This window comes from Pseudomonas xanthosomatis (assembly GCF_019139835.1).
In the GTDB taxonomy this organism is placed as follows: domain Bacteria; phylum Pseudomonadota; class Gammaproteobacteria; order Pseudomonadales; family Pseudomonadaceae; genus Aquipseudomonas; species Aquipseudomonas fakonensis.
Map to the genome: position 1 here is coordinate 5,379,255 of NZ_CP077075.1, position 22,396 is coordinate 5,401,650.

At 65.6% G+C, this 22,396-nt stretch carries 19 protein-coding genes and 1 pseudogene; 10 read left to right on the forward strand and 10 right to left on the reverse strand.

Annotated elements, in window-relative coordinates; genetic code table 11:
* Positions 1-76 precede the first annotated feature (76 nt).
* The 9 genes from prfB to KSS93_RS23830 all read right to left on the reverse strand — a co-directional run bounded on the left by prfB (position 77) and on the right by KSS93_RS23830 (position 10,706).
* Positions 77-1,172 (reverse strand): peptide chain release factor 2 gene (gene prfB, locus KSS93_RS23790; RefSeq protein ID WP_217886236.1). Its coding sequence is split into 2 segments (ribosomal slippage): positions 77-1,099 and positions 1,101-1,172, totalling 1,095 coding nucleotides; the frame shifts between segments, so codons are not numbered across the junction.
* Between the two features lie 311 nt (positions 1,173-1,483).
* Positions 1,484-2,488 carry a response regulator gene (locus KSS93_RS23795; RefSeq protein ID WP_217886237.1) on the reverse strand — a complete coding sequence of 335 codons (1,005 nt, stop codon included), beginning with the start codon at positions 2,486-2,488 and terminating at the stop codon, positions 1,484-1,486.
* Between the two features lie 57 nt (positions 2,489-2,545).
* Positions 2,546-3,559 (reverse strand): chemotaxis response regulator protein-glutamate methylesterase, encoded by a 1,014-nt coding sequence (locus KSS93_RS23800; protein ID WP_217886238.1) that lies wholly within the window; start codon positions 3,557-3,559, stop codon positions 2,546-2,548.
* Entirely contained in the window at positions 3,556-5,844 is a 2,289-nt protein-coding gene (locus tag KSS93_RS23805) for a hybrid sensor histidine kinase/response regulator (RefSeq protein WP_217886239.1), read from the reverse strand. Before KSS93_RS23805 ends, KSS93_RS23800 begins: the two co-directional genes overlap by 4 nt.
* On the reverse strand, positions 5,841-6,509 hold the full coding sequence (locus KSS93_RS23810; RefSeq protein ID WP_217886240.1) for a chemotaxis protein CheW: 669 nt from the start codon (positions 6,507-6,509) through the stop codon (positions 5,841-5,843). Before KSS93_RS23810 ends, KSS93_RS23805 begins: the two co-directional genes overlap by 4 nt.
* Entirely contained in the window at positions 6,506-7,747 is a 1,242-nt protein-coding gene (locus tag KSS93_RS23815; RefSeq protein WP_217886241.1) for a CheR family methyltransferase, read from the reverse strand. Before KSS93_RS23815 ends, KSS93_RS23810 begins: the two co-directional genes overlap by 4 nt.
* The gene (locus KSS93_RS23820) at positions 7,744-8,265 is read right to left on the reverse strand and encodes a chemotaxis protein CheW (protein WP_217886242.1); all 522 of its coding nucleotides are present in this window, start codon (positions 8,263-8,265) and stop codon (positions 7,744-7,746) included. Before KSS93_RS23820 ends, KSS93_RS23815 begins: the two co-directional genes overlap by 4 nt.
* A gap of 5 nt (positions 8,266-8,270) precedes the next feature.
* Positions 8,271-9,893 carry a methyl-accepting chemotaxis protein gene (locus KSS93_RS23825; protein ID WP_217886243.1) on the reverse strand — a complete coding sequence of 541 codons (1,623 nt, stop codon included), beginning with the start codon at positions 9,891-9,893 and terminating at the stop codon, positions 8,271-8,273.
* Positions 9,894-10,022: 129 nt separating this feature from the next.
* Positions 10,023-10,706 (reverse strand): tellurite resistance TerB family protein, encoded by a 684-nt coding sequence (locus KSS93_RS23830; protein ID WP_217886244.1) that lies wholly within the window; start codon positions 10,704-10,706, stop codon positions 10,023-10,025.
* Positions 10,707-10,860: 154 nt separating this feature from the next.
* Here KSS93_RS23830 and KSS93_RS23835 point away from each other — a divergent pair, with 154 nt between their 5' ends.
* The 9 genes from KSS93_RS23835 (at position 10,861) to KSS93_RS23875 (ending at position 19,626) form a co-directional block, all read left to right on the forward strand.
* Positions 10,861-11,775 (forward strand): LysR family transcriptional regulator, encoded by a 915-nt coding sequence (locus KSS93_RS23835; protein WP_217886245.1) that lies wholly within the window; start codon positions 10,861-10,863, stop codon positions 11,773-11,775.
* Positions 11,776-11,875: 100 nt separating this feature from the next.
* Positions 11,876-13,336: a gamma-aminobutyraldehyde dehydrogenase gene (locus tag KSS93_RS23840; RefSeq protein ID WP_217886246.1), complete on the forward strand. Its 1,461-nt coding sequence runs from the start codon at positions 11,876-11,878 to the stop codon at positions 13,334-13,336.
* Positions 13,337-13,420: 84 nt separating this feature from the next.
* Complete coding sequence (ydcS, locus tag KSS93_RS23845) at positions 13,421-14,560, forward strand: putative ABC transporter substrate-binding protein YdcS (protein ID WP_217886247.1); 1,140 nt, start codon at positions 13,421-13,423, stop codon at positions 14,558-14,560.
* Between the two features lie 127 nt (positions 14,561-14,687).
* The gene (locus KSS93_RS23850; RefSeq protein WP_217886248.1) at positions 14,688-15,713 is read left to right on the forward strand and encodes an ABC transporter ATP-binding protein; all 1,026 of its coding nucleotides are present in this window, start codon (positions 14,688-14,690) and stop codon (positions 15,711-15,713) included.
* Positions 15,710-16,660 (forward strand): ABC transporter permease, encoded by a 951-nt coding sequence (locus KSS93_RS23855; RefSeq protein WP_217886249.1) that lies wholly within the window; start codon positions 15,710-15,712, stop codon positions 16,658-16,660. The genes KSS93_RS23850 and KSS93_RS23855 overlap by 4 nt, the downstream gene beginning before the upstream one ends.
* The gene (locus KSS93_RS23860) at positions 16,650-17,456 is read left to right on the forward strand and encodes an ABC transporter permease (RefSeq protein WP_217886250.1); all 807 of its coding nucleotides are present in this window, start codon (positions 16,650-16,652) and stop codon (positions 17,454-17,456) included. The genes KSS93_RS23855 and KSS93_RS23860 overlap by 11 nt, the downstream gene beginning before the upstream one ends.
* A gap of 17 nt (positions 17,457-17,473) precedes the next feature.
* Positions 17,474-18,898, forward strand: a complete 1,425-nt coding sequence (locus KSS93_RS23865) for a gamma-aminobutyraldehyde dehydrogenase (protein WP_217886251.1) — start codon at positions 17,474-17,476, stop codon at positions 18,896-18,898.
* A gap of 144 nt (positions 18,899-19,042) precedes the next feature.
* The gene (locus KSS93_RS23870; protein WP_217888797.1) at positions 19,043-19,297 is read left to right on the forward strand and encodes a type II toxin-antitoxin system HicA family toxin; all 255 of its coding nucleotides are present in this window, start codon (positions 19,043-19,045) and stop codon (positions 19,295-19,297) included.
* The gene (locus KSS93_RS23875; protein WP_217886252.1) at positions 19,294-19,626 is read left to right on the forward strand and encodes a type II toxin-antitoxin system HicB family antitoxin; all 333 of its coding nucleotides are present in this window, start codon (positions 19,294-19,296) and stop codon (positions 19,624-19,626) included. The genes KSS93_RS23870 and KSS93_RS23875 overlap by 4 nt, the downstream gene beginning before the upstream one ends.
* Position 19,627: 1 nt before the next feature.
* Here the strand turns inward: KSS93_RS23875 and KSS93_RS23880 are convergent, their stop codons facing one another.
* Positions 19,628-20,734 carry an NADH:flavin oxidoreductase/NADH oxidase gene (locus KSS93_RS23880; protein ID WP_217886253.1) on the reverse strand — a complete coding sequence of 369 codons (1,107 nt, stop codon included), beginning with the start codon at positions 20,732-20,734 and terminating at the stop codon, positions 19,628-19,630.
* Between the two features lie 376 nt (positions 20,735-21,110).
* On the opposite strand from KSS93_RS23880, the pseudogene KSS93_RS26755 reads away from it, so the two are divergent.
* A pseudogene (locus KSS93_RS26755) lies at positions 21,111-22,288 on the forward strand (integrase core domain-containing protein).
* The last annotated feature ends 108 nt before the right edge of the window (positions 22,289-22,396 follow it).

Consider the following 22,396-nt stretch of genomic DNA (forward strand, 5'->3'; position numbering starts at 1 on the left):
GGTATTCGTTGCCCCTGTCGGGCAGGGCAGGCGATACCGGCCCCCAGGGCCTGGTATCGCGGCGGTGGTGTACAGGTTACAGGCCCTGCTTGAGGCTCGCCTCGAGGTACTCGTCGATGTCGCCATCGAGCACCTTGTTGCAGTCGCTGCGCTCGACGCCGGTCCGCAGGTCCTTGATGCGCGAGTCATCCAGTACATAGGAGCGGATCTGGTGGCCCCAGCCGATGTCCGACTTGCTGTCTTCCAGGGCTTGCGAGGCGGCGTTGCGCTTTTGCATTTCCAGCTCGTACAACTTGGCCCGCAGCATTTTCATGGCGGTATCCTTGTTGGCGTGCTGCGAGCGTTCGTTCTGGCAGGCCACCACGGTGTTGGTCGGTACGTGGGTGATACGTACGGCCGAGTCGGTGGTGTTGACGTGCTGGCCACCGGCGCCCGAGGAGCGGTAGGTGTCGATGCGCAGGTCCGACGGGTTGATCTCGATTTCGACCTTGTCGTCGATCTCGGGCGAGACGAACACCGCCGAGAACGAGGTGTGGCGGCGTGCGCCGGAGTCGAACGGGCTCTTGCGCACCAGGCGGTGCACGCCGATCTCGGTGCGCAGCCAGCCAAAGGCGTACTCGCCCTTGATGTGCACGGTGGCACCCTTGATGCCGGCGACTTCACCTTCGGACAACTCGATGATGGTGGCGTCGAAACCGCGCTTGTCGGCCCAGCGCAGGTACATGCGCAGCAGGATGTTGGCCCAGTCCTGGGCCTCGGTGCCGCCGGAGCCGGCCTGGATGTCCAGGTAGGCGTTGTTCGGGTCCATCTCGCCGCTGAACATGCGACGGAACTCGAGCAGGGCGAGGGATTCCTCCAGCCCTTGCAGCTCGGTCACGACATCGCTGACAGCGCCTTCGTCGTTTTCCTCGACCGCCATGTCGAGCAGGTCCTTGCAGTCGCCAAGGCCGTTGGACAGCTTGTCGAGGGTGTCGACCACCTGCGCCAGCATGGCACGCTCGCGGCCCAGGGCCTGGGCGTACTCGGGCTTGTTCCAGACGGCGGCGTCTTCCAGTTCGCGGTTTACTTCGACCAGACGATCATGCTTGTGATCGTAGTCAAAGATACCCCCGAATGGACTGGGAACGCTCGGTGAGGTCCTTGATGGTGTTCAGGATCGGTTGGATTTCCATGGGCGGGCAGCTCTCGTGCGAATTCGGTGAAAAGCCCGCGAGTATAACCGAGTCTTGGGCATGACGGCAGACCCGCCGAGCAGGTCTTGACACCTCACAATCGCGGAGCAAGCCCGCTCCCACAGGTACAGCGCCTGACTCAGGCTCTGCGCGATCCTGTGGGAGCGGGCTTGCCCGCGAAGCAGGCAACGCGGTGGTTGGCACCGGCTTTGCCGGTGTTCGCGGGCAAGCCCGCTCCCACAGGAATCACGCCTGCTTCAAGATCATCAGCAAAACAGTTGCTCCCACAAGGGCAACACCTTCCCCCGCGATCAGGCAATCCCCACCTGGTTGCGGCCGTTGTGCTTGGCCTGGTACAGCCCCTTGTCCGCCGCCGAAATGAGCTGTCGGCAATGGCTGCCCTGGCTTGGCGTCTGGGTTGCCAGGCCGATGCTCACGGTCAGGCGCGAGCCGGCTTCGGGGGCGATGTGCGGGATGTTCAGGGCGATGATGTTCTGGCGCAGCTTCTCGGCCACCAGCCGCGCACCGCCCGGCGAGGTGTTGGGCAGCACCAGGGCGAATTCCTCGCCGCCGTAGCGCGCCGGCAGGTCACTGGGGCGCGCGCAGCAGCTGCGGATGCCCTCGGCCACCTGGCGCAGCGCCTCGTCGCCGGCCAGGTGGCCGAAACTGTCGTTGTAGGCCTTGAAGTAGTCGACGTCGATCATCAGCAGCGACAACTGCTGCTGCTCGCGCAGGGCGCGGCGCCATTCCAGTTCCAGGTACTCGTCGAAGTGGCGGCGGTTGGACAGCCCGGTCAGGCCGTCGGAGTTCATCAGCCGCTGCAGCATCAGGTTGGTGTCGAGCAGTTGCTGCTGGCTCACCCGCAGGGCGCGGTAGGCTTCGTCGCGCTGCAGCAGGGTGAGGTAGGAGCGCGAGTGGTAACGAATGCGCGCCACCAGCTCGATGGTGTCGGGCAGCTTGACCAGGTAGTCGTTGGCCCCGGCGGCGAAGGCCGCGCTCTTGACCAGCGGGTCTTCCTTGGTCGACAGGACGATGATCGGGATGTCCAGGGTGGCCGGGTTGTTGCGGTACTCGCGCACCAAGGTCAAACCATCGAGGCCCGGCATGATCAGGTCCTGCAGAATCACCGTGGGCTTTATGCGCATGGCCTGGGCCACCGCCTGATGCGGGTCGGCGCAAAAATGGAAGTCGATGTTCTCTTCCTGGGCCAGCCCGCGACGCACTGCCTCACCGATCATGGCCTGGTCATCCACCAGCAGGACCATGGCCGAGTTTTCGTTGGTGGTCGTCAGACCTTCGGTTGGCAGATCATTCATCCCTAGTGTCCTGTCTCGGAAATAAGCTGGCCAGGCGGCGTGAATCATTACAAGTAGTCATTTCGAATAGACTTCCATCAGTCGCCCGGCGATACGCTCCAACGGACGGATTTCCACTGCCGCATTGATTGCTGCGGCAGCCTTGGGCATACCGTACACCGCACTGCTCTGCTGGTCCTGGGCGATGGTCAGAAAGCCCCGTTCGCGCATCAGTTTCAAACCCTGGGCGCCATCGCGGCCCATGCCGGTGAGCAACACGCCCACCGCTTCACCGGCCCAGTAGCGTGCCACGCTTTCGAAAAACACGTCGATCGACGGCCGGTAGATTTCGTTGACCGGCTCGGCAGTGTAGGCCAGCTGGCCGTTCTGCAGCAGGCGGATATGGTGGTTGGTGCCGGCCAGCAGTACCTGGCCCGGCTGCGGCGGCTCGCCATCGCGGGCCAGGCGCACCGGCAGGCCACTGGCCGAGGCCAGCCATTCGGCCATGCCGGCGGCAAATACCTGGTCGACGTGCTGCACCAGCACGATGGCCGCCGGAAAGCTTCGCGGCAGCCCCTTGAGCAGCACCTCCAGCGCCGCCGGCCCGCCGGCGGACGAGCCGATCGCCACCAGGCCCTGGCGTTGTGCGGCTTCGCGCACGGGCGCCGGCACCGCGCGCGGCGCGCTGGGCCGCTGCTGGCCGATCAGCCAGGCGATGTTGAGGATCTTGCGCAGCAGCGGCGCCGCTGCTTCGCGCGGGTCACCCGCACCCAGGGCCGGGGTGTCGACCACATCCAGCGCGCCGTGCCCCATGGCCTCGAACACCCGGTGCACGTTCTGCTTGCGGTCGACAGTGACGATGACGATGGCGCAGGGAGTCTCGGCCATGATCCGGCGGGTGGCCTCCACGCCGTCCATCACCGGCATGATCAGGTCCATCAGGATCAGGTCAGGGGTCTGTTCGGCGCAGCGGGCAATGGCCTCGGCGCCATTGCTGGCCACCCATAGCACCTGATGCGCAGGCTCGAAGGCCAGCGCCCGGCGCAGGGCCTCCACAGCCATGGGCATGTCGTTGACGATGGCGATCTTCATCCCTGCGCCCCTCCGATCAGCTCCTCGACGGCATCCAGCAACGCATCGTCATGGAAGCTGGCCTTGGCCAGATAATAGTCGGCGCCGGCGTCCAGTCCACGCCGGCGATCTTCCTCGCGGTCCTTGTACGACACCACCATCACCGGCAGCGATTGCAGGCGGTGGTCGCGGCGCACCAGAGTGACCAGCTCGATGCCGTCCATGCGCGGCATGTCGATGTCGGTGATCAGCAGGTCGAAATCATCGCTGCGCAGGGCGTTCCAGCCGTCCATGCCATCCACCGCCACCGCCACATCGTAGCCACGGTGGCTCAACAGCTTGCGCTGCAGCTCGCGCACGGTCAGCGAGTCGTCCACCACCAGCACGCGCTTGCGGGCCACCCCACGGCCACTTCTGGCGCCGCGCTCGATGCGCTCCAGGCGGCCGGTGCTGAGCAGTTTTTCCACCGAGCGCAGCAGGTCTTCGACGTCGATGATCAGCACCACCGAGCCATCGTCGAGCAAGGCGCCGGACGAGATGTCCTGGACCTTGCCCAAGCGCGGGTCGAGCGGCATCACCACCAGCACCCGCTCGCCGATCAGCCGCTGCACGGCCACACCGTACAGCTGGTCGCGCTCGCGGATCACCACCACCCGCAAGCTGTGCCCCTCGTCCTGGGTGGCCGGGCGGTTGAGCAACTGGCTGGCGGCCACCAAACCGATATGCCGACCCTCGTGCCAGAAATGCTGGCGCCCCTCGATCTGCACGATATCCTCGGCCGCCACATCCAGGGTGCGTTCGATATGCGCCAGCGGGAAGGCATAGGCCTCGCCGCCCTCCTCCACCACCAGGCTGCGCACCACCGACAGGGTCAACGGCACTTCGAGGTGGAAGCAGCAGCCCTGCCCGGCCACCTGGGTCAGCTCGATAGCGCCGCGCAGTTCGCGCACCATGTGCTGCACCGCATCCAGCCCGACGCCGCGCCCGGACACTTCGGTGACCTTGTCGCGCAGGCTGAAGCCCGGCAGGAACAAGAAGCTCAACAGCTCCGCCTCGCTCATTTGCGCCACGGTGTCAGCCGGCGACAGGCCGCGCTCGACGATGCTGCGGCTCAGGCGCTGCAGGTCGATACCGGCCCCGTCGTCGGTCAGCTCCAGCACCAGCAGCCCGGCCTGGTGCGAGGCGCGCAGGCGCACCGTGCCCTCCTCGGGCTTGCCGGCCAGCAGGCGCCGCTCGGGCGACTCGATGCCATGGTCAACGGCGTTGCGCAAAAGGTGAGTGAGCGGCGCTTCGAGCTTTTCCAGCACATCGCGGTCGACCTGGGTCTTCTCGCCCTCGACCACCAGGCGCACCGGCTTGCCCAGTGAGCGCCCAAGGTCGCGGACCATGCGGCTCTGCCCGTTCAGCACATCGGCGAACGGGCGCATGCGGCAGGCCAGGGCGGTGTCGTACAGCAGTTGCGCACGCTGGCTGGCCTGCCAGCCAAACTCGTCCAGGTCGGTGGCCTGCTGCAGCAAAATCTGTTGGGTTTCGGCCAGCAATTGCTGGGTTTGCGCCAGGGCCTGCAGCACTTCGGCATTCTGCCCGCTGGCTTCGAGCTGGGCCTTGAGCCCGTCCAGCGCGCGCATGCCCTGGCCGTGCATGCGCTTGAGGCGCTGCAAGGTGGCCAGGTAGGGCTTCAGGCGCTGGGTCTCGACCAGGGATTTGCTCGACAGGTCGAGCAGGCTGTTCAGGCGGTCGGCGGTAACCCGCAACACCCGCTCGCCGTTCTCGCCGGTGCGCTTGCCGGCTTTGCGCGGTGCGTGCGGCTCAGGCTCGGCGGCAGGTTCAAGCAGCGGTTCGCTGGCCACAGGCGGTTCGGGCAGTACAGGTGCAGCCGGTGCAGGGGTGGCCGGCACTGGCAGCGCCTGCGCGGCAGCCGGGTCCAGCAGGCCTGCAAGCTTTGCCAGAAACGCCGGCACCGCAGCCTCGCCCCCCGGGTCGCCGGGGGTAGCGATGCGCATCAGCAGGTCGGTGCCCTGCAGCAGCGCATCGATATGCTCCGGGCGCAGCAGCAGGCGGCCTTCCTGGGCGGCCACCAGGCAGTCTTCCATCACATGGGCGACGCTGACCCCGGCGTCGATGCCGACGATACGCGCCGCACCCTTCAGCGAATGGGCCGCGCGCATGCAGGCCTCGAGCTGGTCGGGCTGCGCCGGGTTGCGCTCCAGCGCCATCAGGCCTGCGCTGAGCACTTGGGTTTGCGCCTCGGCCTCCAGGCTGAACAGCTCGAGCAGCGAAGCGTCGCGCATTTGCTCGGGGGTCATGACAGGCTCCGCTTCACGGCTTGCAGTAAATGGTCTTCGTCCAGCACCCGCACGCTGCGGCTGCGCCATTGCAGCACGGCGGCGGTGAAGTGGGCGGTGTCGCGGCCTTGGTCAAGGCGTGCAGGGTCGAGCCGGTGAATGCCGTCGATCTCGTCCACCGGCACCACCACCGGCCCGCCCTCGGCGGCCAGGATCAGCATGCGCGGCAGGTGGCGCCCGCTGCGCTCGCCGGCAGGCTCGCCCGCCACACCCAGCAGGTCGGCCAGCGACAGGCACGGCACCAGCGCACCGCGCACATTGGCCACGCCCTGCAGCACCCGCGAGCGTTGGTGGGGCAGCGAATGCACCGGCTGCGTCGGGGCGATCTCGGCCAGGCAAACGGTGGGCAGCGCCAGCCATTCCTCGCCCAGGCGGAACAGCAGCATCGAGCGGCCAGTGGCCGGCTCCTGCGCTGCGACCGGGGCTGCCAGCACGTCGCCTTCGACCAGCGCGTAGCGGTCCAGCAAACGCGTGGCGGCAGAGGCGTAAACCTCGCAGTTGCGGCAGTGGATATGCCGCGCAAGCAGCGGGCATTGCTTGTCGCCGTGCACGCCGATGCGGTTCCAGCAGTCGTCGATGGCCTCGTCTTGGTGGGCAATCACTTGCATGTCCAGGCCGGTGCTCATCGTTCAGACTCCCGGCCGGCCCGTGCCGCGCGCTCCTGCAGGCGCCGGGCGCCTGCCGCATCGCCTTGGGCAGCCAGCAGCGCCGCCAGGTGCATCAGGGTCTCGGGGTGCTGGGGCTCCAGGTAAAGGGCCTTGCGGTAGTGGACGATGGCCTGGGCGGCGTCGCCTTCGGTGTCGCTGAGCAGGCCCAGCCAGTAGTAAACCTGCGCCTTGGGGGCGAACTGCTTGAGGTAGCGCTCGCAGCCGGCACGGGCTTGCTGGCTGTCGCCGCCATTGGCGGCCTGGGCGATGGCGGCCAGCAACTGCGCCTCGCTTTCACGGGCCGGCGCAGGTTGCGGCGCTGGGCTGGCCGGGCGCGGCGCCCGGGGCGCCAGTGGCACCACCTTGGGCAGCGCAGGCTGGCGTTGCGGGCGCTCGGCTTGTTCAGCTGGCGCGGGTGCCGGGTCGGCCTGGCGCACATAAGCGAACGATTGGGCAATACCCACCGGGCGCATACCCAGGCGCGCCAGCAGGCTGCCCTCGGCCGGGCCGATGAACAGCACGCCCTGGGCATGGGTCAGGCGCTTGAGTACCTCGAACACCCGCTGCTGGGTCGGCACGTCGAAATAGATCAGCAAGTTGCGGCAGAACACGAAGTCGTACAGCCCGTCACGGCTTTTCAGCGCCGGGTCCAGCACATTGCCCGCTTGCAGGCTCACCTGCCGGCGTACCCGCTCATCCAGGCGGTGAACCTCGCCCTCGGCGCTGAAGTGCCGGTCGCGAAACGCCAGGTCGCTGCCACGGAACGAGTTGCGGCCGTACTCGGCCTGTTGCGCCTTGGCTACCGAGTTGGGGCTGATGTCCATGGCGTCGATCAGGAAGCTGGCCGGGCACAGGCCGCCGTCGAGCAAAGCCATGGCGATCGAATAGGGTTCCTCGCCGGTGGAGCACGGCAGGCTGAGGATGCGCAGCGGCCGCGCCCCGGCCAGCTCCGCCTGGCGCTTGCGGGCAAGGGTGAGCAAGGCGTCGAAGGATTCGGGGTAACGGAAGAACCAGGTCTCGGGGACGATCACCGCCTCGATCAAGGCCTGCTGCTCGGCCGCCGACTGGCGCAGGCGCACCCAGTAGTCGTCCAGATCGTTTGCCTGCACGGCCTGGCTGCGCTGGTGCAAGGCGCGCTCGACCATGGCCACGCCGACCGACTCCACGTCCAGGCCGATGCGTTCCTGCAAGAAGCGGAAGAACCGTTGCTCGCTCATGCGCGCTCCTGCCCTGGCTCATCGGGGAACAGCAACGGGCGCACGGCTTCGGGCAGCAGGTCCTGCACGCGAATGCGCTGCAGCAGCCCGGCGGCGTCCTGGCGCACCGGCCCCAGGTACGGCGCCTCGGCGTTGTCCAGGCCGTAAGGCTGAAACTCCTCGGGCTGGCAGCGCAGGGTGTCGGTGGCCTGTTCGAGCACCAGCCCCAGTTGCAGGCCCGGGCGCAGCGGGTCGCCGTCGTAACGCACCAGCACCAGGCGGGTGCTGCTGCGGGCCGCTGCCGGGGTGGCAAAGCACAGCGCCGACAGGTCGATCACCGGCACCAGCTCACCACGGTGGGCCAGAATGCCGGCGACCCAGGCCGGGGCCTGGGGGATCGGCTTGAGCGGGCGGCGTGGCAACACTTCGATCACCTCGCGCACGTCCAGCGCAAAGCGCTGCTGGCCGATGCGAAACTGCAGGTACAGCACGCCCTTGGCGGCGGCCGTGCGCTCCTCGCGCGGATGCAGGTCGGTCATGGGCATCAGACTTTGAAGCGCGAAACACCGCCGCGCAGGCCGGCCGCCACCTGGCTCAACTCATCGATGGCGAAGCTGGCCTGGCGCAACGACTCCACCGTCTGCGTGCTGGCATCGCTGAGCTGGGCCAGGGCCTGGTTGATCTGTTCGGCACCGGTGGCCTGGGCCTGCATACCTTCGTTGACCATCAGCACCCGCGGCGCCAGCGCCTGCACCTGGTGGATGATCTGGCTCAGTTGCTCGCCCACCTGCTGCACCTCGAACATGCCGCGGCGCACCTCTTCGGAGAACTTGTCCATGCCCATCACCCCGGCCGACACCGCCGACTGGATCTCGCGCACCATCTGCTCGATGTCGTAGGTGGCCACGGCGGTCTGGTCGGCCAGGCGGCGCACTTCGGTGGCCACCACGGCAAAGCCGCGGCCGTACTCGCCGGCCTTTTCCGCCTCGATGGCGGCGTTGAGCGACAGCAGGTTGGTCTGGTCGGCCACCTTGACGATGGTCACCACCATTTGGGTGATGTTGCCGGCCTTCTCGTTGAGGATGCCCAGCTTGGCGTTGACCAGCTCGGCGGCGCCCATCACCTGGTGCATGGTTTCTTCCATGCGCGCCAGGCCTTGCTGGCCGGAGCCGGCCAGGCTCGAGGCCTGGTCGGCGGCGCTGGTGACTTCGGTCATGGTGCGCACCAGGTCGCGCGAGGTGGCGGCGATTTCCCGCGAGGTGGCGCCAATCTCGGTGGTGGTGGCGGCGGTTTCGGTGGCGGTGGCCTGCTGCTGCTTGGAGGTGGCGGCGATTTCGGTCACCGAGGTGGTCACCTGCACCGACGAGCGCTGGGCCTGGGACACAAGGCCGGCCAACGACTCGGCCATTTCGTTGAAGCCGCTTTCGATGGCGCCGAACTCGTCCTTGCGGTCCAGGCTCAGGCGCATGCTCAAGTCGCCCGAGCGCAGGCGGTCGAGGGCGTGCACGATGCGCTGCATGGGCGCGGTGATGGCGCGCATCAGCAGCAGGCCGCACACGCCGGCGGCGATGATCGCCAGCACCAGCGACACCATCATGCTGACCTTGGCGGTGGCTACTGCGTTGACGATGTCGTTGGTAGCCGCATCGGCCGACTCGCGGTTGCGCTCGATCACGTCGTTGAGGTGCTTGCGACCGTCTATCCAGGCGGGGGTCAAAACGTCGGCGATCAGCCGCTGGGCTTCTGCGTAGTCATGCTTGCGGTAGGTTTCCAGCACCTGGGCGACGATCTTCACGTACGCCTCTTCCTGGCGAGTGAAGACGTCGAAGGCGTCCTGGTCGCCCTTGTCGCGGATGGTTCCCTGGTAACTGGCCATGTGCTGTTTGAGGCGCTCGTCGAAGCTCTTGAACAGCTCAAGGTCCGCCGAGGTGATCTCGCGGTGGTTCGACAGCCCCACCAACTGCTGGCTGGTGACATAGCTGTCGACCCAGGCGCTGCGGATCATCGAGCTGTAGTAGACCCCGGGGATGCTGTCGGAGCCTACCACTTCTTCACTGGACTCGATCGCCAGCAGCCTTGAGTAGGCTGCCACGATCATCAGCAACATGATGGCGATGATCACGGCGAAACTTGCCAGGATCCGTTGGCGCAAGGTCCAGTTCTTCACATTCAGCCCTCAGGAATTCGTCACAAGCGGGGAAAAATCGCCGAAGTATAGCCCAGGCTTCCTACGCTTTTGCGGCTGAATGCTGCTGTATTCGGGCTTAGGTGGCCAGCGAACTGGCCAAATGCCATTTCATTGACCGGCAGCAAGCCGAACCTGGCTCTCCAGTTCCTGGCGCAGCGCCGGGTCCAGGCGCAGCTGGCGGGACAGTTCGTCCAGGTAGGCACGCTCCATGAAGTTCTCCTGGTCGACCATCATCACGCTGGCCAGGTACATCTCGGCGGCCATTTCCGGAGTTTGCGCGGCGCGGGCCACTTCGGCCGGGTCCAGCGGTTTGTTCAGCTCGGCGTGCAGCCAGTGCTGCAGTTCGCGGTCGCTGTCCAGGCGGGTGAATTCGCCCTCGATCAAGGCCCGCTCGCGCTCATCGATATGGCCGTCGGACTTGGCCGCCGCCACCAGCGCGCGCAGTACCGCCTGGCTGTGCTGCTCGGCCTGGGCCGGCGGCAGGCGGTCGAGGGTCTGCGGCTCCTGGTTGCCGGCGCCCTGGCGGGCCTGCCAGTTGCCGTAGGCCTTGTAGGCCAGCACGCCGAGGGCGGCCAGGCCTCCGTAGGTGAGTACCTTGCCGCCGTACTTGCGGGCCTTTTTGTTACCCATCAGCAGCCCCATTGCGCCGGCTGCCAGGGCGCCGCCGCCGGCACCGGAAAGCAGGCCGCCCAGGCCGCCGCTGGCGGATTTGCCAGCACCCTTGCCGGTTTGGTTGCCGAGCAGTTCCTGGCCGGACTTGAGCAGTTGGTCGAGCAGACCCCGGGTGTTCATGGTTGCGTCTCCACGGTACGAAAAAGAGGCCACCAGAGTAGGACGGCGCCCGTGGTAAGCCACCTGAACAAATGCTTCCGGATGTTGCGCCTGCCATCGATAAAAACGAACTATGCTGGTATCAGCCAATAAAACTCATAAGAAGCCTGCCCCCATGATGACCCTGCGCCAGATCCGGCACTTCATCGCCGTTGCCGAGACCGGCTCCATCTCTGCCGCCGCCCAGGCGGTGTTCATTTCGCAGTCCACCCTGACCCTTGCCATCCAGCAACTGGAGCAGGAGATCGGCGTGCTGCTGTTCAACCGCCACGCCAAAGGCATGACCCTGACCCACCAAGGCCACCAGTTCTTGCGCCAGGCGCACCTGATTCTGGCCACCGTCGACAACGCCAAGCGCAGCCTGCAGCAAAGCACCGACCAGGTGTCGGGCCAGTTGACCATCGGCGTCACCAGCCTGGTGGCCGGCTATTACCTGGCCGACCTGCTGACCCGCTTTCAGCGCGCCTACCCCAACGTGGCGCTGCGGGTGGTGGAAGACGAGCGGCCCTACATCGAGCACCTGCTGGTCAGCGGCGAAATCGACGTGGCGGTGCTGATTTTGTCCAACCTCGAAGACCGCATGGCGCTGCAGACCGAGGTGCTGACCCACTCGCCGCACCGCCTGTGGCTGCCGGCCCAGCACCCGCTGCTGGAGCAGGACAGCATCAGCCTGGCCGATGTCGCCGAGCAGCCATTGATTCAGCTGAACGTCGACGAAATGGAGCACAACGCCCGGCGCATGTGGGCCAGCGCCGGGCTGCAGGCCAACGTCAGCCTGCGCACTGCCTCCACCGAGGCCGTGCGCAGCCTGGTGGCGGCAGGGCTTGGGGTGTCGATCCAGCCAGACATGACCTACCGCCCCTGGTCGCTGGAAGGCGACATCATCGAGGCCCGGCCGCTGGCCGACCTCAACCAGACCCTCGACGTCGGCCTGGCCTGGCGCCGGGGCACCGCGCGCCCGGCACTGGTGGACCCGTTCCTCACCGTGGCCCGGGAACAGCCGGCCGGCGGGCGCAAGCATTCGATTTAATCGATGGCCACCTTCTTTATTTCGAATTTGTAGGCAGGGCGCGGGCGCTCTAGGCTGACTCGACGGCAACACCTCCAATAACAGCCAAAGTGAGCCTGCGATGCCTGGTACCCCTACCCCGCTGTGCACCGCGTTGCTCATCGATGGCGAGCTGGTCGAAGGCTGCGGGCCGGCAGAACCCATTCTCAACCCGGCCACCGGCGAAACCCTGGTGCGCATTGCCGAGGCCGGCGTCGAGCAGGTCGAAGCGGCCATCGTCGCCGCCCAGCGGGCCTTTGCCGGCTGGGCCCGCACCACCCCGCAACAACGCGCAGGCGTGCTGCTGGAGATCGCCGACGCCCTGCAGCGCCAGCAGGAACAACTGGCCTGCCTCGAAGCCCTGAACTGCGGCAAGCCCCTGCACCTGGCCCGCCAGGATGACCTGGCCGCGGCCATCGACGTGTTTCGCTTTTTCGCCGGCGCCGTGCGCTGCCAGACCGGCCAGCTGGCCGGCGAGTACCTGCCCGGCTACACCAGCCTGGTGCGCCGCGACCCGCTGGGGGTGGTAGCCTCCATCGCGCCGTGGAACTACCCGATCATGATGGCCGCCTGGAAGATCGCCCCGGCCCTGGCGGCTGGCAACACCCTGGTGTTCAAACCCTCCGAACACACCCCGCTGTCGATTCTGGCGCTGGCGCCAGCACTTAACGCGCTGCTGCCGCCCGGCGTGCTGAACATCGTCTGCGGCGGCGGCGAAAGCGTCGGCAGCCACCTGGTGAGCCACCCGGCGGTGCGCATGGTGTCGCTGACCGGCGATATCGTCACCGGGCAGAAGATCCTTCAGGCCGCCTCGCGCACCCTCAAACGCACCCACCTGGAGCTGGGTGGCAAGGCGCCGGTGATCGTCTGCGACGACGCCGACCTTGAGGCGGTGGTGGCCGGCGTGCGCGCCTATGGCTACTACAACGCAGGCCAGGACTGCACCGCCGCCTGCCGCATCTACGCCCAGGCCGGCATCCACGACCGCCTCGTCGAGGAGCTGGGCGCCGCCGTCGCCTCGCTGCGTTTTGCCGGCAAGCGCGACGCCGACAACGAGATCGGCCCGCTGATCACCCCGCGCCAGCGCGACCGCGTGGCCAGCTTTGTCGAACGCGCCCTGGGCCAGCCGCATATCGAACGGGTGACCGGCGCCGCCGTGCACTCCGGCCCCGGCTTTTATTATCAACCCACGCTGCTGGCCGGTTGCCGGCAACACGACGAGATCGTCCAGCGCGAGGTGTTCGGCCCGGTGGTCACGGTGACCCGCTTCGAGGGCCTGGCCCAGGCAGTGGACTGGGCCAACGACTCTGAATACGGCCTGGCCTCGTCGGTATGGACGCAAAACCTGGACAAGGCCATGCAGGTGGCCAACCGCCTGCAGTACGGCTGCACCTGGATCAACAGCCACTTCATGCTGGCCAGCGAAATGCCCCACGGCGGCCTGAAGCGCTCAGGCTACGGCAAGGATTTGTCCAGCGACTCGCTGCAGGACTACAGCGTGGTGCGCCACATCATGGCGCGCCACGGCGAGCACCTGGAGTAACCCCGCACAACACGCAATCAACGATGGCTTCACCGCTTTGCTTGACGACTGCCCCGACCACAACAGCGAACAAGAGGGAACATCATGTCAGTGCACAAGACCATTTTGCTCGGCGCCCTGCTGGCCAGTGCCGGCGCGCAGGCCGCCGGGCTGCCGCAGAAGCTCGGCGCCGGCGAAGGGCAGCTGGACATCATCGCCTGGCCCGGCTACATCGAGCGCGGTGACAGCGACAAGGCCTACGACTGGGTGACAGGCTTCGAGAAGCAGACCGGCTGCAAGGTCAACGTGAAGACCGCCGCCACCTCCGACGAGATGGTCAGCCTGATGACCAAGGGCGGCTACGACCTGGTCACCGCGTCCGGCGACGCCTCGCTGCGGCTGGTGGCCGGCAAGCGTGTACAGCCGATCAACACGGCGTTGATCCCCAACTGGAAGAACCTGGACCCGCGCCTGCAAAACGGCGCCTGGTACGTGGTCAAGGACCAGGTCTACGGCACGCCCTACCAGTGGGGCCCGAACGTGCTGCTGTACAACACCAACGTGTTCAAGACCCCACCCACCAGCTGGAGCGTGGTGTTCGAGCCGCAGAACCTGCCGGACGGCAAACCCAACAAGGGCCGCGTGCAGGCCTACGACGGGCCGATCTACATCGCCGATGCGGCGCTGTACCTGAAGTCGGCCAAGCCTGAACTGGGTATCCAGAACCCCTACGAGCTGACCGAGGTGCAATACAAGGCGGTGCTCGACCTGCTGCGCCAGCAGCAACCGCTGATTCACCGCTACTGGCATGACGCGACGGTGCAAATGAGCGACGTGAAGAACGAAGGCGTGGCGGCCACCAGTTCGTGGGGCTACATGGTCAACGGCCTGCAGGCCGACAAGCAGCCGGTGGCCTCGGTGGTACCGAAGGAAGGCGCCACCGGCTGGGCCGACACCACCATGCTGCACGCCGAAGCCAAGCACCCCAACTGCGCCTACCAGTGGATGGACTGGTCGCTGCAACCGAAGGTGCAGGGTGACGTGGCGGCCTGGTTCGGTTCGTTGCCGGCGGTGCCGGCAGCCTGCACCGGCAGCGAGCTGCTGGGCGCCGAGGGCTGCAAGACCAACGGTTTCGACAACTTCGACAAGATCGCCTTCTGGAAAACCCCGCAGGCCGAGGGCGGCAAGTTCGTGCCCTACAGCCGCTGGACCCAGGATTACATCGCGATCATGGGTGGGCGCTGATAAAGCGTCGCTTGTACCGGCCCCATCGCGGGCAAGCCCGCTCCCACAGGAGCAGCGCAGTCCCTGTAGGAGCGGGCTTGCCCGCGATGAGGCCGGCACATGAAACACAATCAACCGAGTACCCGCCATGCCCCCAGCAGTCCAGTTCACCCAGGTTTGCCGCACCTTCGGCGAGGTCAAGGCCGTCGACCAGGTCAGCATCGACATCCACGATGGCGAATTCTTCTCCATGCTCGGCCCTTCGGGTTCGGGCAAGACCACCTGCCTGCGCCTGATCGCCGGCTTCGAGCAGCCCAGCAGCGGCTCTATCCGCATCCATGGCAGCGAGGCCGCCGGCCTGCCGCCATACCAGCGCGACGTCAACACGGTGTTTCAGGACTACGCGCTGTTCCCGCACATGAACGTGCGCGACAACGTCGCCTACGGCTTGAAGGTCAAGGGCGTGGCCAAGGCCGAGCGCCATGCCCGCGCCGACGAGGCGCTGGCCATGGTCGCCCTGGGTGACTACGGCGCGCGCAAGCCGGCGCAGTTGTCCGGCGGGCAGCGCCAGCGTGTGGCCCTGGCCCGGGCGCTGGTAAACCGCCCGCGGGTGCTGCTGCTCGACGAACCGCTCGGCGCCCTCGACCTGAAGCTGCGCGAGCAGATGCAGGGCGAGCTGAAAAAACTCCAGCGCCAGCTGGGCATCACCTTCATTTTCGTCACCCACGACCAGACCGAAGCGTTGTCGATGTCCGACCGGGTGGCGGTGTTCAACCGCGGGCGCATCGAGCAGGTAGACACCCCGCGCAACCTGTACATGAAGCCGGCCACCACCTTCGTGGCCGAGTTTGTCGGCACCTCCAACGTGCTGCGCGGCGAGCTGGCGCAACAGCTCAGCGGCAGCCCGCAGCCCTTCTCGATCCGCCCCGAGCACATCCGCCTGGGCGGCCAGCCGGCCAGCCATGAGGTGCAGGTGGCCGGCGTGCTGCACGATATCCAGTACCAGGGCAGTGCCACGCGCTTTGAACTGAAGCTCGACAGCGGCCAGTTACTGGCAGTGAGCCAGGCCAACGACCAGTGGCAGGAGCAGCCCCACCCCTGGCAGGCCGGCCAGCGCGTGCAGGCCAGTTGGCCGCGTGAGGCAATGACCGCACTGCAGGAAACCCAGCCATGAGCCTGGCCGTGCAAGCCGCCAGCGAGCAACCGGGGACCTCGGCGATGCGGCGCCTGTGCAACCTGTTGTACCGGCGCCCCAACCTGTACCTGCTGATGCTGCTGATCCCGCCGCTGCTGTGGTTTGGCGCGATCTACCTGGGCTCGCTGCTGAACCTGTTGTGGCAAGGCTTCTACACCTTCGACGACTTCTCCATGACGGTGTCGCCAGAGCTGACCCTGGCCAACTTCGCCGCGCTGCTGCGTCCATCGAACTTCGACATCATCCTGCGCACCTTGAGCATGGCCGTGGCCGTGTCGCTGGCCAGCGCCGCCCTGGCCTTCCCCATCGCCTACTACATGGCGCGCTACACCAGCGGGCGCACCAAGGCGTTCTTCTACATCGCGGTGATGATGCCGATGTGGGCCAGCTACATCGTCAAGACCTACGCCTGGACCTTGCTGCTGGCCAAGGGTGGCGTAGCCCAGTGGTTCATCCAGCAACTGCACCTGGACGCTGTGCTGCAACTGGTGCTGGGCATCCCCGGGGTGGGCGGCAGCACGCTGTCCACCTCGCACCTGGGGCGCTTTCTGGTGTTCGTGTACATCTGGCTGCCGTTCATGATCCTGCCGATCCAGGCCTCGCTGGAGCGCCTGCCGCCCTCGCTGCTGCAAGCCTCCGCCGACCTTGGCGCACGGCCCGGGCAGACCTTCCTGCAGGTGGTGCTGCCGCTGTCGGTGCCGGGCATCGCTGCGGGCTCGATCTTTACCTTTTCGCTGACCTTGGGCGACTTCATCGTGCCGCAGCTGGTCGGCCCGCCCGGCTACTTCATCGGCAGCATGGTGTACGCCCAGCAAGGGGCGATCGGCAACATGCCCATGGCGGCGGCCTTCACCCTGGTGCCGATCGTACTGATTGCCGTGTACCTGTCCATCGTCAAACGCCTAGGGGCCTTCGATGCACTCTGACAAAGCCTCATGGGGCCTGCGCCTGGCGGCCTGGGGCGGGCTGGTGTTCCTGCACTTCCCGATCCTGATCATCCTGCTGTATGCCTTCAACACCGAGGACGCCGCGTTCAGCTTCCCGCCACAGGGGTTCACCCTGAAGTGGTTCAGCGTGGCCTTCGCCCGCCCCGACGTGCTCGAGGCGATCAAGCTGTCGCTGCAGGTGGCGTGCCTGGCCACGCTGATCGCCCTGGTGCTCGGCACCCTGGCTTCGGCGGCGCTGTACCGGCGCGATTTTTTCGGCAAGGAAGGCATTTCGCTGATGCTGATCCTGCCCATCGCCCTGCCCGGCATCATCACCGGTATCGCCCTGCTGTCGGCGTTCAAGAGCCTGGGCATCGAGCCCGGGTTGTTCACAATCGTGGTCGGCCACGCGACCTTTTGCGTGGTGATCGTCTACAACAACGTCATCGCCCGCCTTCGGCGCACCTCGCAGAGCCTGATCGAAGCCTCGATGGACCTGGGCGCCGATGGCTGGCAAACCTTCCGCTACATCATCCTGCCCAACCTCGGTTCGGCCCTGCTGGCCGGCGGCATGCTGGCCTTTGCGTTGTCGTTCGACGAGATCATCGTCACTACCTTCACCGCCGGCAACGAACGCACCCTGCCGATCTGGCTGCTCAACCAGCTCAGCCGCCCGCGTGACGTGCCGGTGACCAATGTGGTCGCCATGCTGGTGATGCTGGTGACCATGCTGCCGATACTCGGCGCCTATTACCTGACCCGCGGCGGCGAAAGCGTTGCGGGCAGCAGCAAATGACCCAGGAGGAGTCCCCGATGCAAACCCGAATGCTGATCGACGGCCGTCTCGTAAACGGCGAAGGCCCGGCCTGGACCGTGCTTGACCCGGCCAGCGGCACTGCCCTGGCGCAGATTCTCGAGGCCACCGAGGCCCAGGTCGATATTGCCGTACGCGCCGCAGACCGAGCCTTCGACGGCTGGTCGCAAACCACGCCCAAGGAGCGCTCGGCGGCACTGCTGGCCATTGCCGATGTAATCGAGGCCCATGGCGAGGAGCTGGCCCGGCTGGAGTCGCAGAACTGCGGCAAGCCGTATGCCGCCGCCCTGGGCGACGAGATCCCGGCCATCGCCGATGTGTTCCGCTACTTCGCCGGCGCAGCCCGCTGCCTGGGTGGCTCGGCAGCCGGCGAGTACCTGCCGGGGCACACCTCGATGATCCGCCGCGACCCGCTGGGGGTGGTGGCGTCCATCGCACCGTGGAACTACCCGCTGATGATGCTGGCGTGGAAGATCGCCCCGGCCCTGGCTGCCGGCAACACCGTGGTGATCAAACCGTCGGAGCTGACCCCGCTGACCGCCCTGCGCCTGGGCGAACTGGTGCAGGGCCTGCTGCCGGCCGGTGTGCTGAACATTTTGTTCGGCCGTGGCCAGACCGTGGGCAACCCGCTGGTCACCCACGCCAAGGTGCGCATGGTGTCGCTGACCGGCTCCATCCCCACCGGCGCGCACATCATCGGCGCCACTGCCGACAGCGTGAAGCGCATGCACATGGAGCTGGGCGGCAAGGCGCCCGTGCTGGTATTCGACGACGCCGATATCGATGCGGCCATCGACGGCATCCGCACCTTCGGCTTCTACAACGCAGGCCAGGACTGCACCGCCGCCTGCCGGCTGTACGTGCAGAGCGGCATCTACGAGCAGTTCGTCGAGCGCCTGGGCGCGGCCGTTGCCAGTATCAAGCACGGCCTGCAGGAGGCCGAGGGCACCGAGCTGGGCCCACTGATCAGCGCACAGCATCGCGACAAGGTGGCCGGGCTGGTGCAGCGCGCCATCGAGCAGCCGCACATTCGCCTGGTGACCGGTGGCAAGGTGATTGCCGGGGACGGTTTCTTCTTCGAGCCCACGGTACTGGCCGATGCCTTGCAGGATGACGAAATCGTCCGCCACGAAGTGTTCGGCCCGGTGGTGTCGGTGACCCGCTTCACCGATGAGGCCCAGGCGCTGGAGTGGGCCAACGATTCCGACTACGGCCTGGCTTCGTCGGTATGGACCCGCGACAGCGGCCGCGCGCACCGCCTGGCGGCGCGCCTGCAATATGGCTGCACCTGGGTGAATACGCACTTCATGCTGGTCAGCGAAATGCCCCATGGCGGGCAGAAGCACTCGGGGTATGGGAAGGATATGTCGATGTATGGGCTGGAGGATTACACCTGTGTGCGGCATGTGATGTTCAAGCATTGAGGCCTGCTTGACCCTGGCCGACCGGCCATTCTGAGGCGGTCGGCTTTCCTCTCTTGAATGCAATGACTTTTCCTGCCTGCCAAGGCTCCAGCCTCCTACGGGCAAACGGTTGAGCAGATTCTTCTGGTATCACAGACTGATACCATAAATAATCACCAACGCGCTGCACTCGTACTCATTTTCAGCAAGCCTGTTCCCAAGACACTGGATTGGCAGCGCCTGGAATCGTTACTGGTATCCCTAGGTGCCATAACGGTGGAAGGTCGTGGCTCACGTGTGCGCTTCGAGCTCAACGGCGCGGTTGCGACGTTCCATCGCCCCCATCCGGATCGCCATGCCAAGCCGTACCAGATAAAGGGAGCTCGCCAGTTCCTTGAGCAGGCAGGAGTCACACCATGAATGTCATGCACTACGGCGGCTATTCAGCTCGCATCGAATACAGCGACGAAGACCAGTTGCTGATTGGCCATATCGCGGGTATCCACGATGTGATCGGCTTCCATGGCGAGTCCATCGGCGAACTGCGCCATGCTTTCGAGGAAGCTGTCGACGATTACCTGGAAACCTGTGAACGCTTGGGCCGAGCGCCACAGAAAGCTTATTCCGGAAAATTGAGCCTGCGCCTGGACCCCACCCTCCACGCCAGCGTGGCTGCCAAAGCCGAGCTGGCGCAGAAAAGCATCAATCAATGGGTCAGCGACATCCTCCTCCAGGCAGCTTGCCGCTGAGTCAGTCGCGCAGGTCCGACTCATGAATCGGGTTGGCCCGGCTGGTGGCGCGCTGGTACTGCGCGGGCCAGGTGGCCTTGTTGCCACCCAGGTCGTCGTCTGCGTGTAGCGGCCAGTACGGGTCGCGCAGCAGTTCGCGGGCGAGGAAGATCACGTCGGCCTGGCCGGTGCGCAGGATGTGCTCGGCCTGGGCCGGCTCGGTGATCATGCCGACGGTGCCGGTGGCGATTTCCGATTCCTTGCGCACGCGCTCGGCGAAGCGGGTCTGGTAGCCGGGGCCTGTGGGGATTTCGGCGTTGACCGAGGTGCCGCCGGAAGACACGTCAATCAGGTCCACCCCCAGTACCCGCAGGCGGCGGGCCAGCTCGACGGTTTCATCGGGGTTCCAGCCGTCTTCCACCCAGTCGGTGGCCGATACCCGCACGAACAGCGGTAGCTCCTTGGGCCATACCTTGCGCACTGCTTCGGTGACTTGCAGGGTCAAGCGGATGCGGTTTTCGAAGCAGCTGCCGTACTCATCGCGGCGCTGGTTGCTCAGCGGCGAGAGGAACTGGTGCAGCAGGTAGCCGTGGGCGGCGTGGATCTCGACCACCTTGAAGCCGGCTTGCAGGGCACGTTCGGTGGCGGCCACGAACGCGGCAATGATGTTCTTTATGTCGTCCTGGCTCAGTTCACGGGGCACGGTGTGTTCGGGGTCGAAGGCGATCTTCGACGGGCCAACCGGCTGCCAGCCGCCCTCTTCGGGCTTGATGCTGCCGTGCTTGCCCAGCCAAGGGCGGTGGGTGCTGGCCTTGCGCCCGGCGTGGGCGAGCTGGATGCCGGGTACGGCGCCCTGGGCGGTGATGAATCGTGTGATGCGTTGCAGCGGGGGGATCTGCTCGTCGGTCCACAGGCCGAGGTCTTCGGCGGTGATACGGCCGTCGGCGGTGACGGCCACGGCTTCGGTGATCACCAAGCCGGCGCCGCCTACCGCGCGGCTGCCCAGGTGCACGAGGTGCCAGTCATTGGCCAGGCCGTCTGCGGCGGAGTACTGGCACATGGGGGAGACTGCGATACGGTTGGGCAGGGTAAGTTGACGCAGGGTGTAGGGCTCAAGCAATAGGCTCATGAGGGCACCTCCCAGGGACTCCAAATGGTTTTTCCGGTCCGGGGTTCGTTGTTGGGGTGGGGCCGGTACCGGTTTGATTGAGACTAGACCATGGGGGTGGGGTTCGGATTTTTGGGGTTCGGGTTCGGGTTCGGGTTCGGGTTCGGGTTCGGGTTCGGGGATTGTGGTTATTGCTTTGGGAGATGTATGCGCATTCATTGACGATATTCGCTTTTCGTCACCTTTCCGCCCTTACGGCGGGTCACTTTTTGTCAAACGCGACAAAAAGTAACCAAAAAACGCTGGCGGTATGACTCACCCACATGGGTTACAAATCAGTTCACGCACATAGGTAACAGTTTTTAACTGGCATGGTCGGTTTTTCGAGGATCTGACCATGCCTTGGCGAGAGCTGAAACCTATGGACATGAAAGTGCTTTTCATCGCTGACTATCTCCAGGGGGCGCCTAGCTTCAGCGCCCTTTGCGAGGCCTACGAGATCAGTCGAAAGACCGGTTACAAATGGGTCGAGCGTTTCGAGAAAGCTGGCCCAGCAGGCCTAGAGGAACGTAGCCGTCGCCGGCTGACGCAAGATTGGGTTGTACCCGTCGCCGTTCGCGAGGCCATTATCGAATTACGCGGCAAGGGCCAGACGGAGCCTGGGCCCAAGAAGATCCAGGCCGCATTGCAGGAACGTTTTCCTGACCAGGCGCCCCTCCAAGACAACGATCTACAACATCCTCAAGAAAGCCGAGCTGATCAAGCCGCGGCGCCTGCGTCAGCGCGTAGCGGTCTATCCCAAGCCGCTTGAAAAGGCGGAGTCGCCCAATCAGCTCTTCACTGCGGACTACAAAGGCCAGTTTCTGACAGGAGCTGGGGTCTGGTGCTATCCGTTGACGATCATGGATCACGCCAGTCGCTTCTTGCTCGCGTGCCACAGCATGGCCAATACGAACTTTCTGGAGACACAGGCTGTGTTCACTGAGGTCTTTCGTGAAAACGGGCTACCTGAACGTATCCGGACCGATAACGGCGTGCCGTTTGCCAGTAAAGGGCGTGCAGGGCTCTCCCAGCTGTCCATCTGGTGGCTGCGCCTAGGCATCATTCCTGAACGTATTGCGCCTGGCAGACCGGAGCAAAATGGTCGGCACGAGCGTATGCACCGAACACTCAAAAGTACGCTTCCGTCACCGCCCGCAGTGGCTTTGGGAGGCTCAACAACGGCACTTCGACCGCTTCCGGCAACACTACAATTACGAGCGGCTCCACGAAGCACTGAAGCAGAAAACACCAGCGTCCTGCTACCAGCCTTCGCCACGCCCGTTCCCGGAAAAACTACCTGAAATGACTTACCCCAGTCATATCGAGAGCCTGCCAGCTGATCGCAGTGGCATCGTCAACCGCCGGGGTTTGAGGATCTATGTAGGTTACGTGCTCAAGCATCAGACCATTGGGCTGGAGCAAGTCGGGGATGGGGTGTGGGATGTTATTTTCGGCCCAATCATTCTCGGCAGGATCGATGAGCGAGATGCCGATGATGGTTATGTAACACTTCAGGTGTTGTCACCTATGTGAGCGAACTTTTGTGTAACCCATGTGGGTGACCCGTACATGGCTCCTATCATCCGGCCCCCTACGCTGCGCTTCGGGGGTTCCCTCGCTCCGGGCTTGCTACGGAGGTAC

Bases quoted from the DNA above. Each gene is read 5' to 3' on its own strand.
- KSS93_RS23795 (WP_217886237.1), bottom strand. From the start codon at position 2,488: ATGAATGATCTGCCAACCGAAGGTCTGACGACCACCAACGAAAACTCG.
- KSS93_RS23860 (WP_217886250.1), top strand. From the start codon at position 16,650: ATGCACTCTGACAAAGCCTCATGGGGCCTGCGCCTGGCGGCCTGGGGC.
- KSS93_RS23820 (WP_217886242.1), bottom strand. From the start codon at position 8,265: ATGACCGACCTGCATCCGCGCGAGGAGCGCACGGCCGCCGCCAAGGGC.
- KSS93_RS23800 (WP_217886238.1), bottom strand. From the start codon at position 3,559: ATGAAGATCGCCATCGTCAACGACATGCCCATGGCTGTGGAGGCCCTG.
- KSS93_RS23815 (WP_217886241.1), bottom strand. From the start codon at position 7,747: ATGAGCGAGCAACGGTTCTTCCGCTTCTTGCAGGAACGCATCGGCCTG.
- KSS93_RS23805 (WP_217886239.1), bottom strand. From the start codon at position 5,844: ATGACCCCCGAGCAAATGCGCGACGCTTCGCTGCTCGAGCTGTTCAGC.
- KSS93_RS23875 (WP_217886252.1), top strand. From the start codon at position 19,294: ATGAATGTCATGCACTACGGCGGCTATTCAGCTCGCATCGAATACAGC.
- KSS93_RS23810 (WP_217886240.1), bottom strand. From the start codon at position 6,509: ATGAGCACCGGCCTGGACATGCAAGTGATTGCCCACCAAGACGAGGCC.
- KSS93_RS23850 (WP_217886248.1), top strand. From the start codon at position 14,688: ATGCCCCCAGCAGTCCAGTTCACCCAGGTTTGCCGCACCTTCGGCGAG.
- KSS93_RS23855 (WP_217886249.1), top strand. From the start codon at position 15,710: ATGAGCCTGGCCGTGCAAGCCGCCAGCGAGCAACCGGGGACCTCGGCG.
- KSS93_RS23840 (WP_217886246.1), top strand. From the start codon at position 11,876: ATGCCTGGTACCCCTACCCCGCTGTGCACCGCGTTGCTCATCGATGGC.
- KSS93_RS23835 (WP_217886245.1), top strand. From the start codon at position 10,861: ATGATGACCCTGCGCCAGATCCGGCACTTCATCGCCGTTGCCGAGACC.
- KSS93_RS23880 (WP_217886253.1), bottom strand. From the start codon at position 20,734: ATGAGCCTATTGCTTGAGCCCTACACCCTGCGTCAACTTACCCTGCCC.
- KSS93_RS23830 (WP_217886244.1), bottom strand. From the start codon at position 10,706: ATGAACACCCGGGGTCTGCTCGACCAACTGCTCAAGTCCGGCCAGGAA.
- KSS93_RS23865 (WP_217886251.1), top strand. From the start codon at position 17,474: ATGCAAACCCGAATGCTGATCGACGGCCGTCTCGTAAACGGCGAAGGC.
- ydcS (WP_217886247.1), top strand. From the start codon at position 13,421: ATGTCAGTGCACAAGACCATTTTGCTCGGCGCCCTGCTGGCCAGTGCC.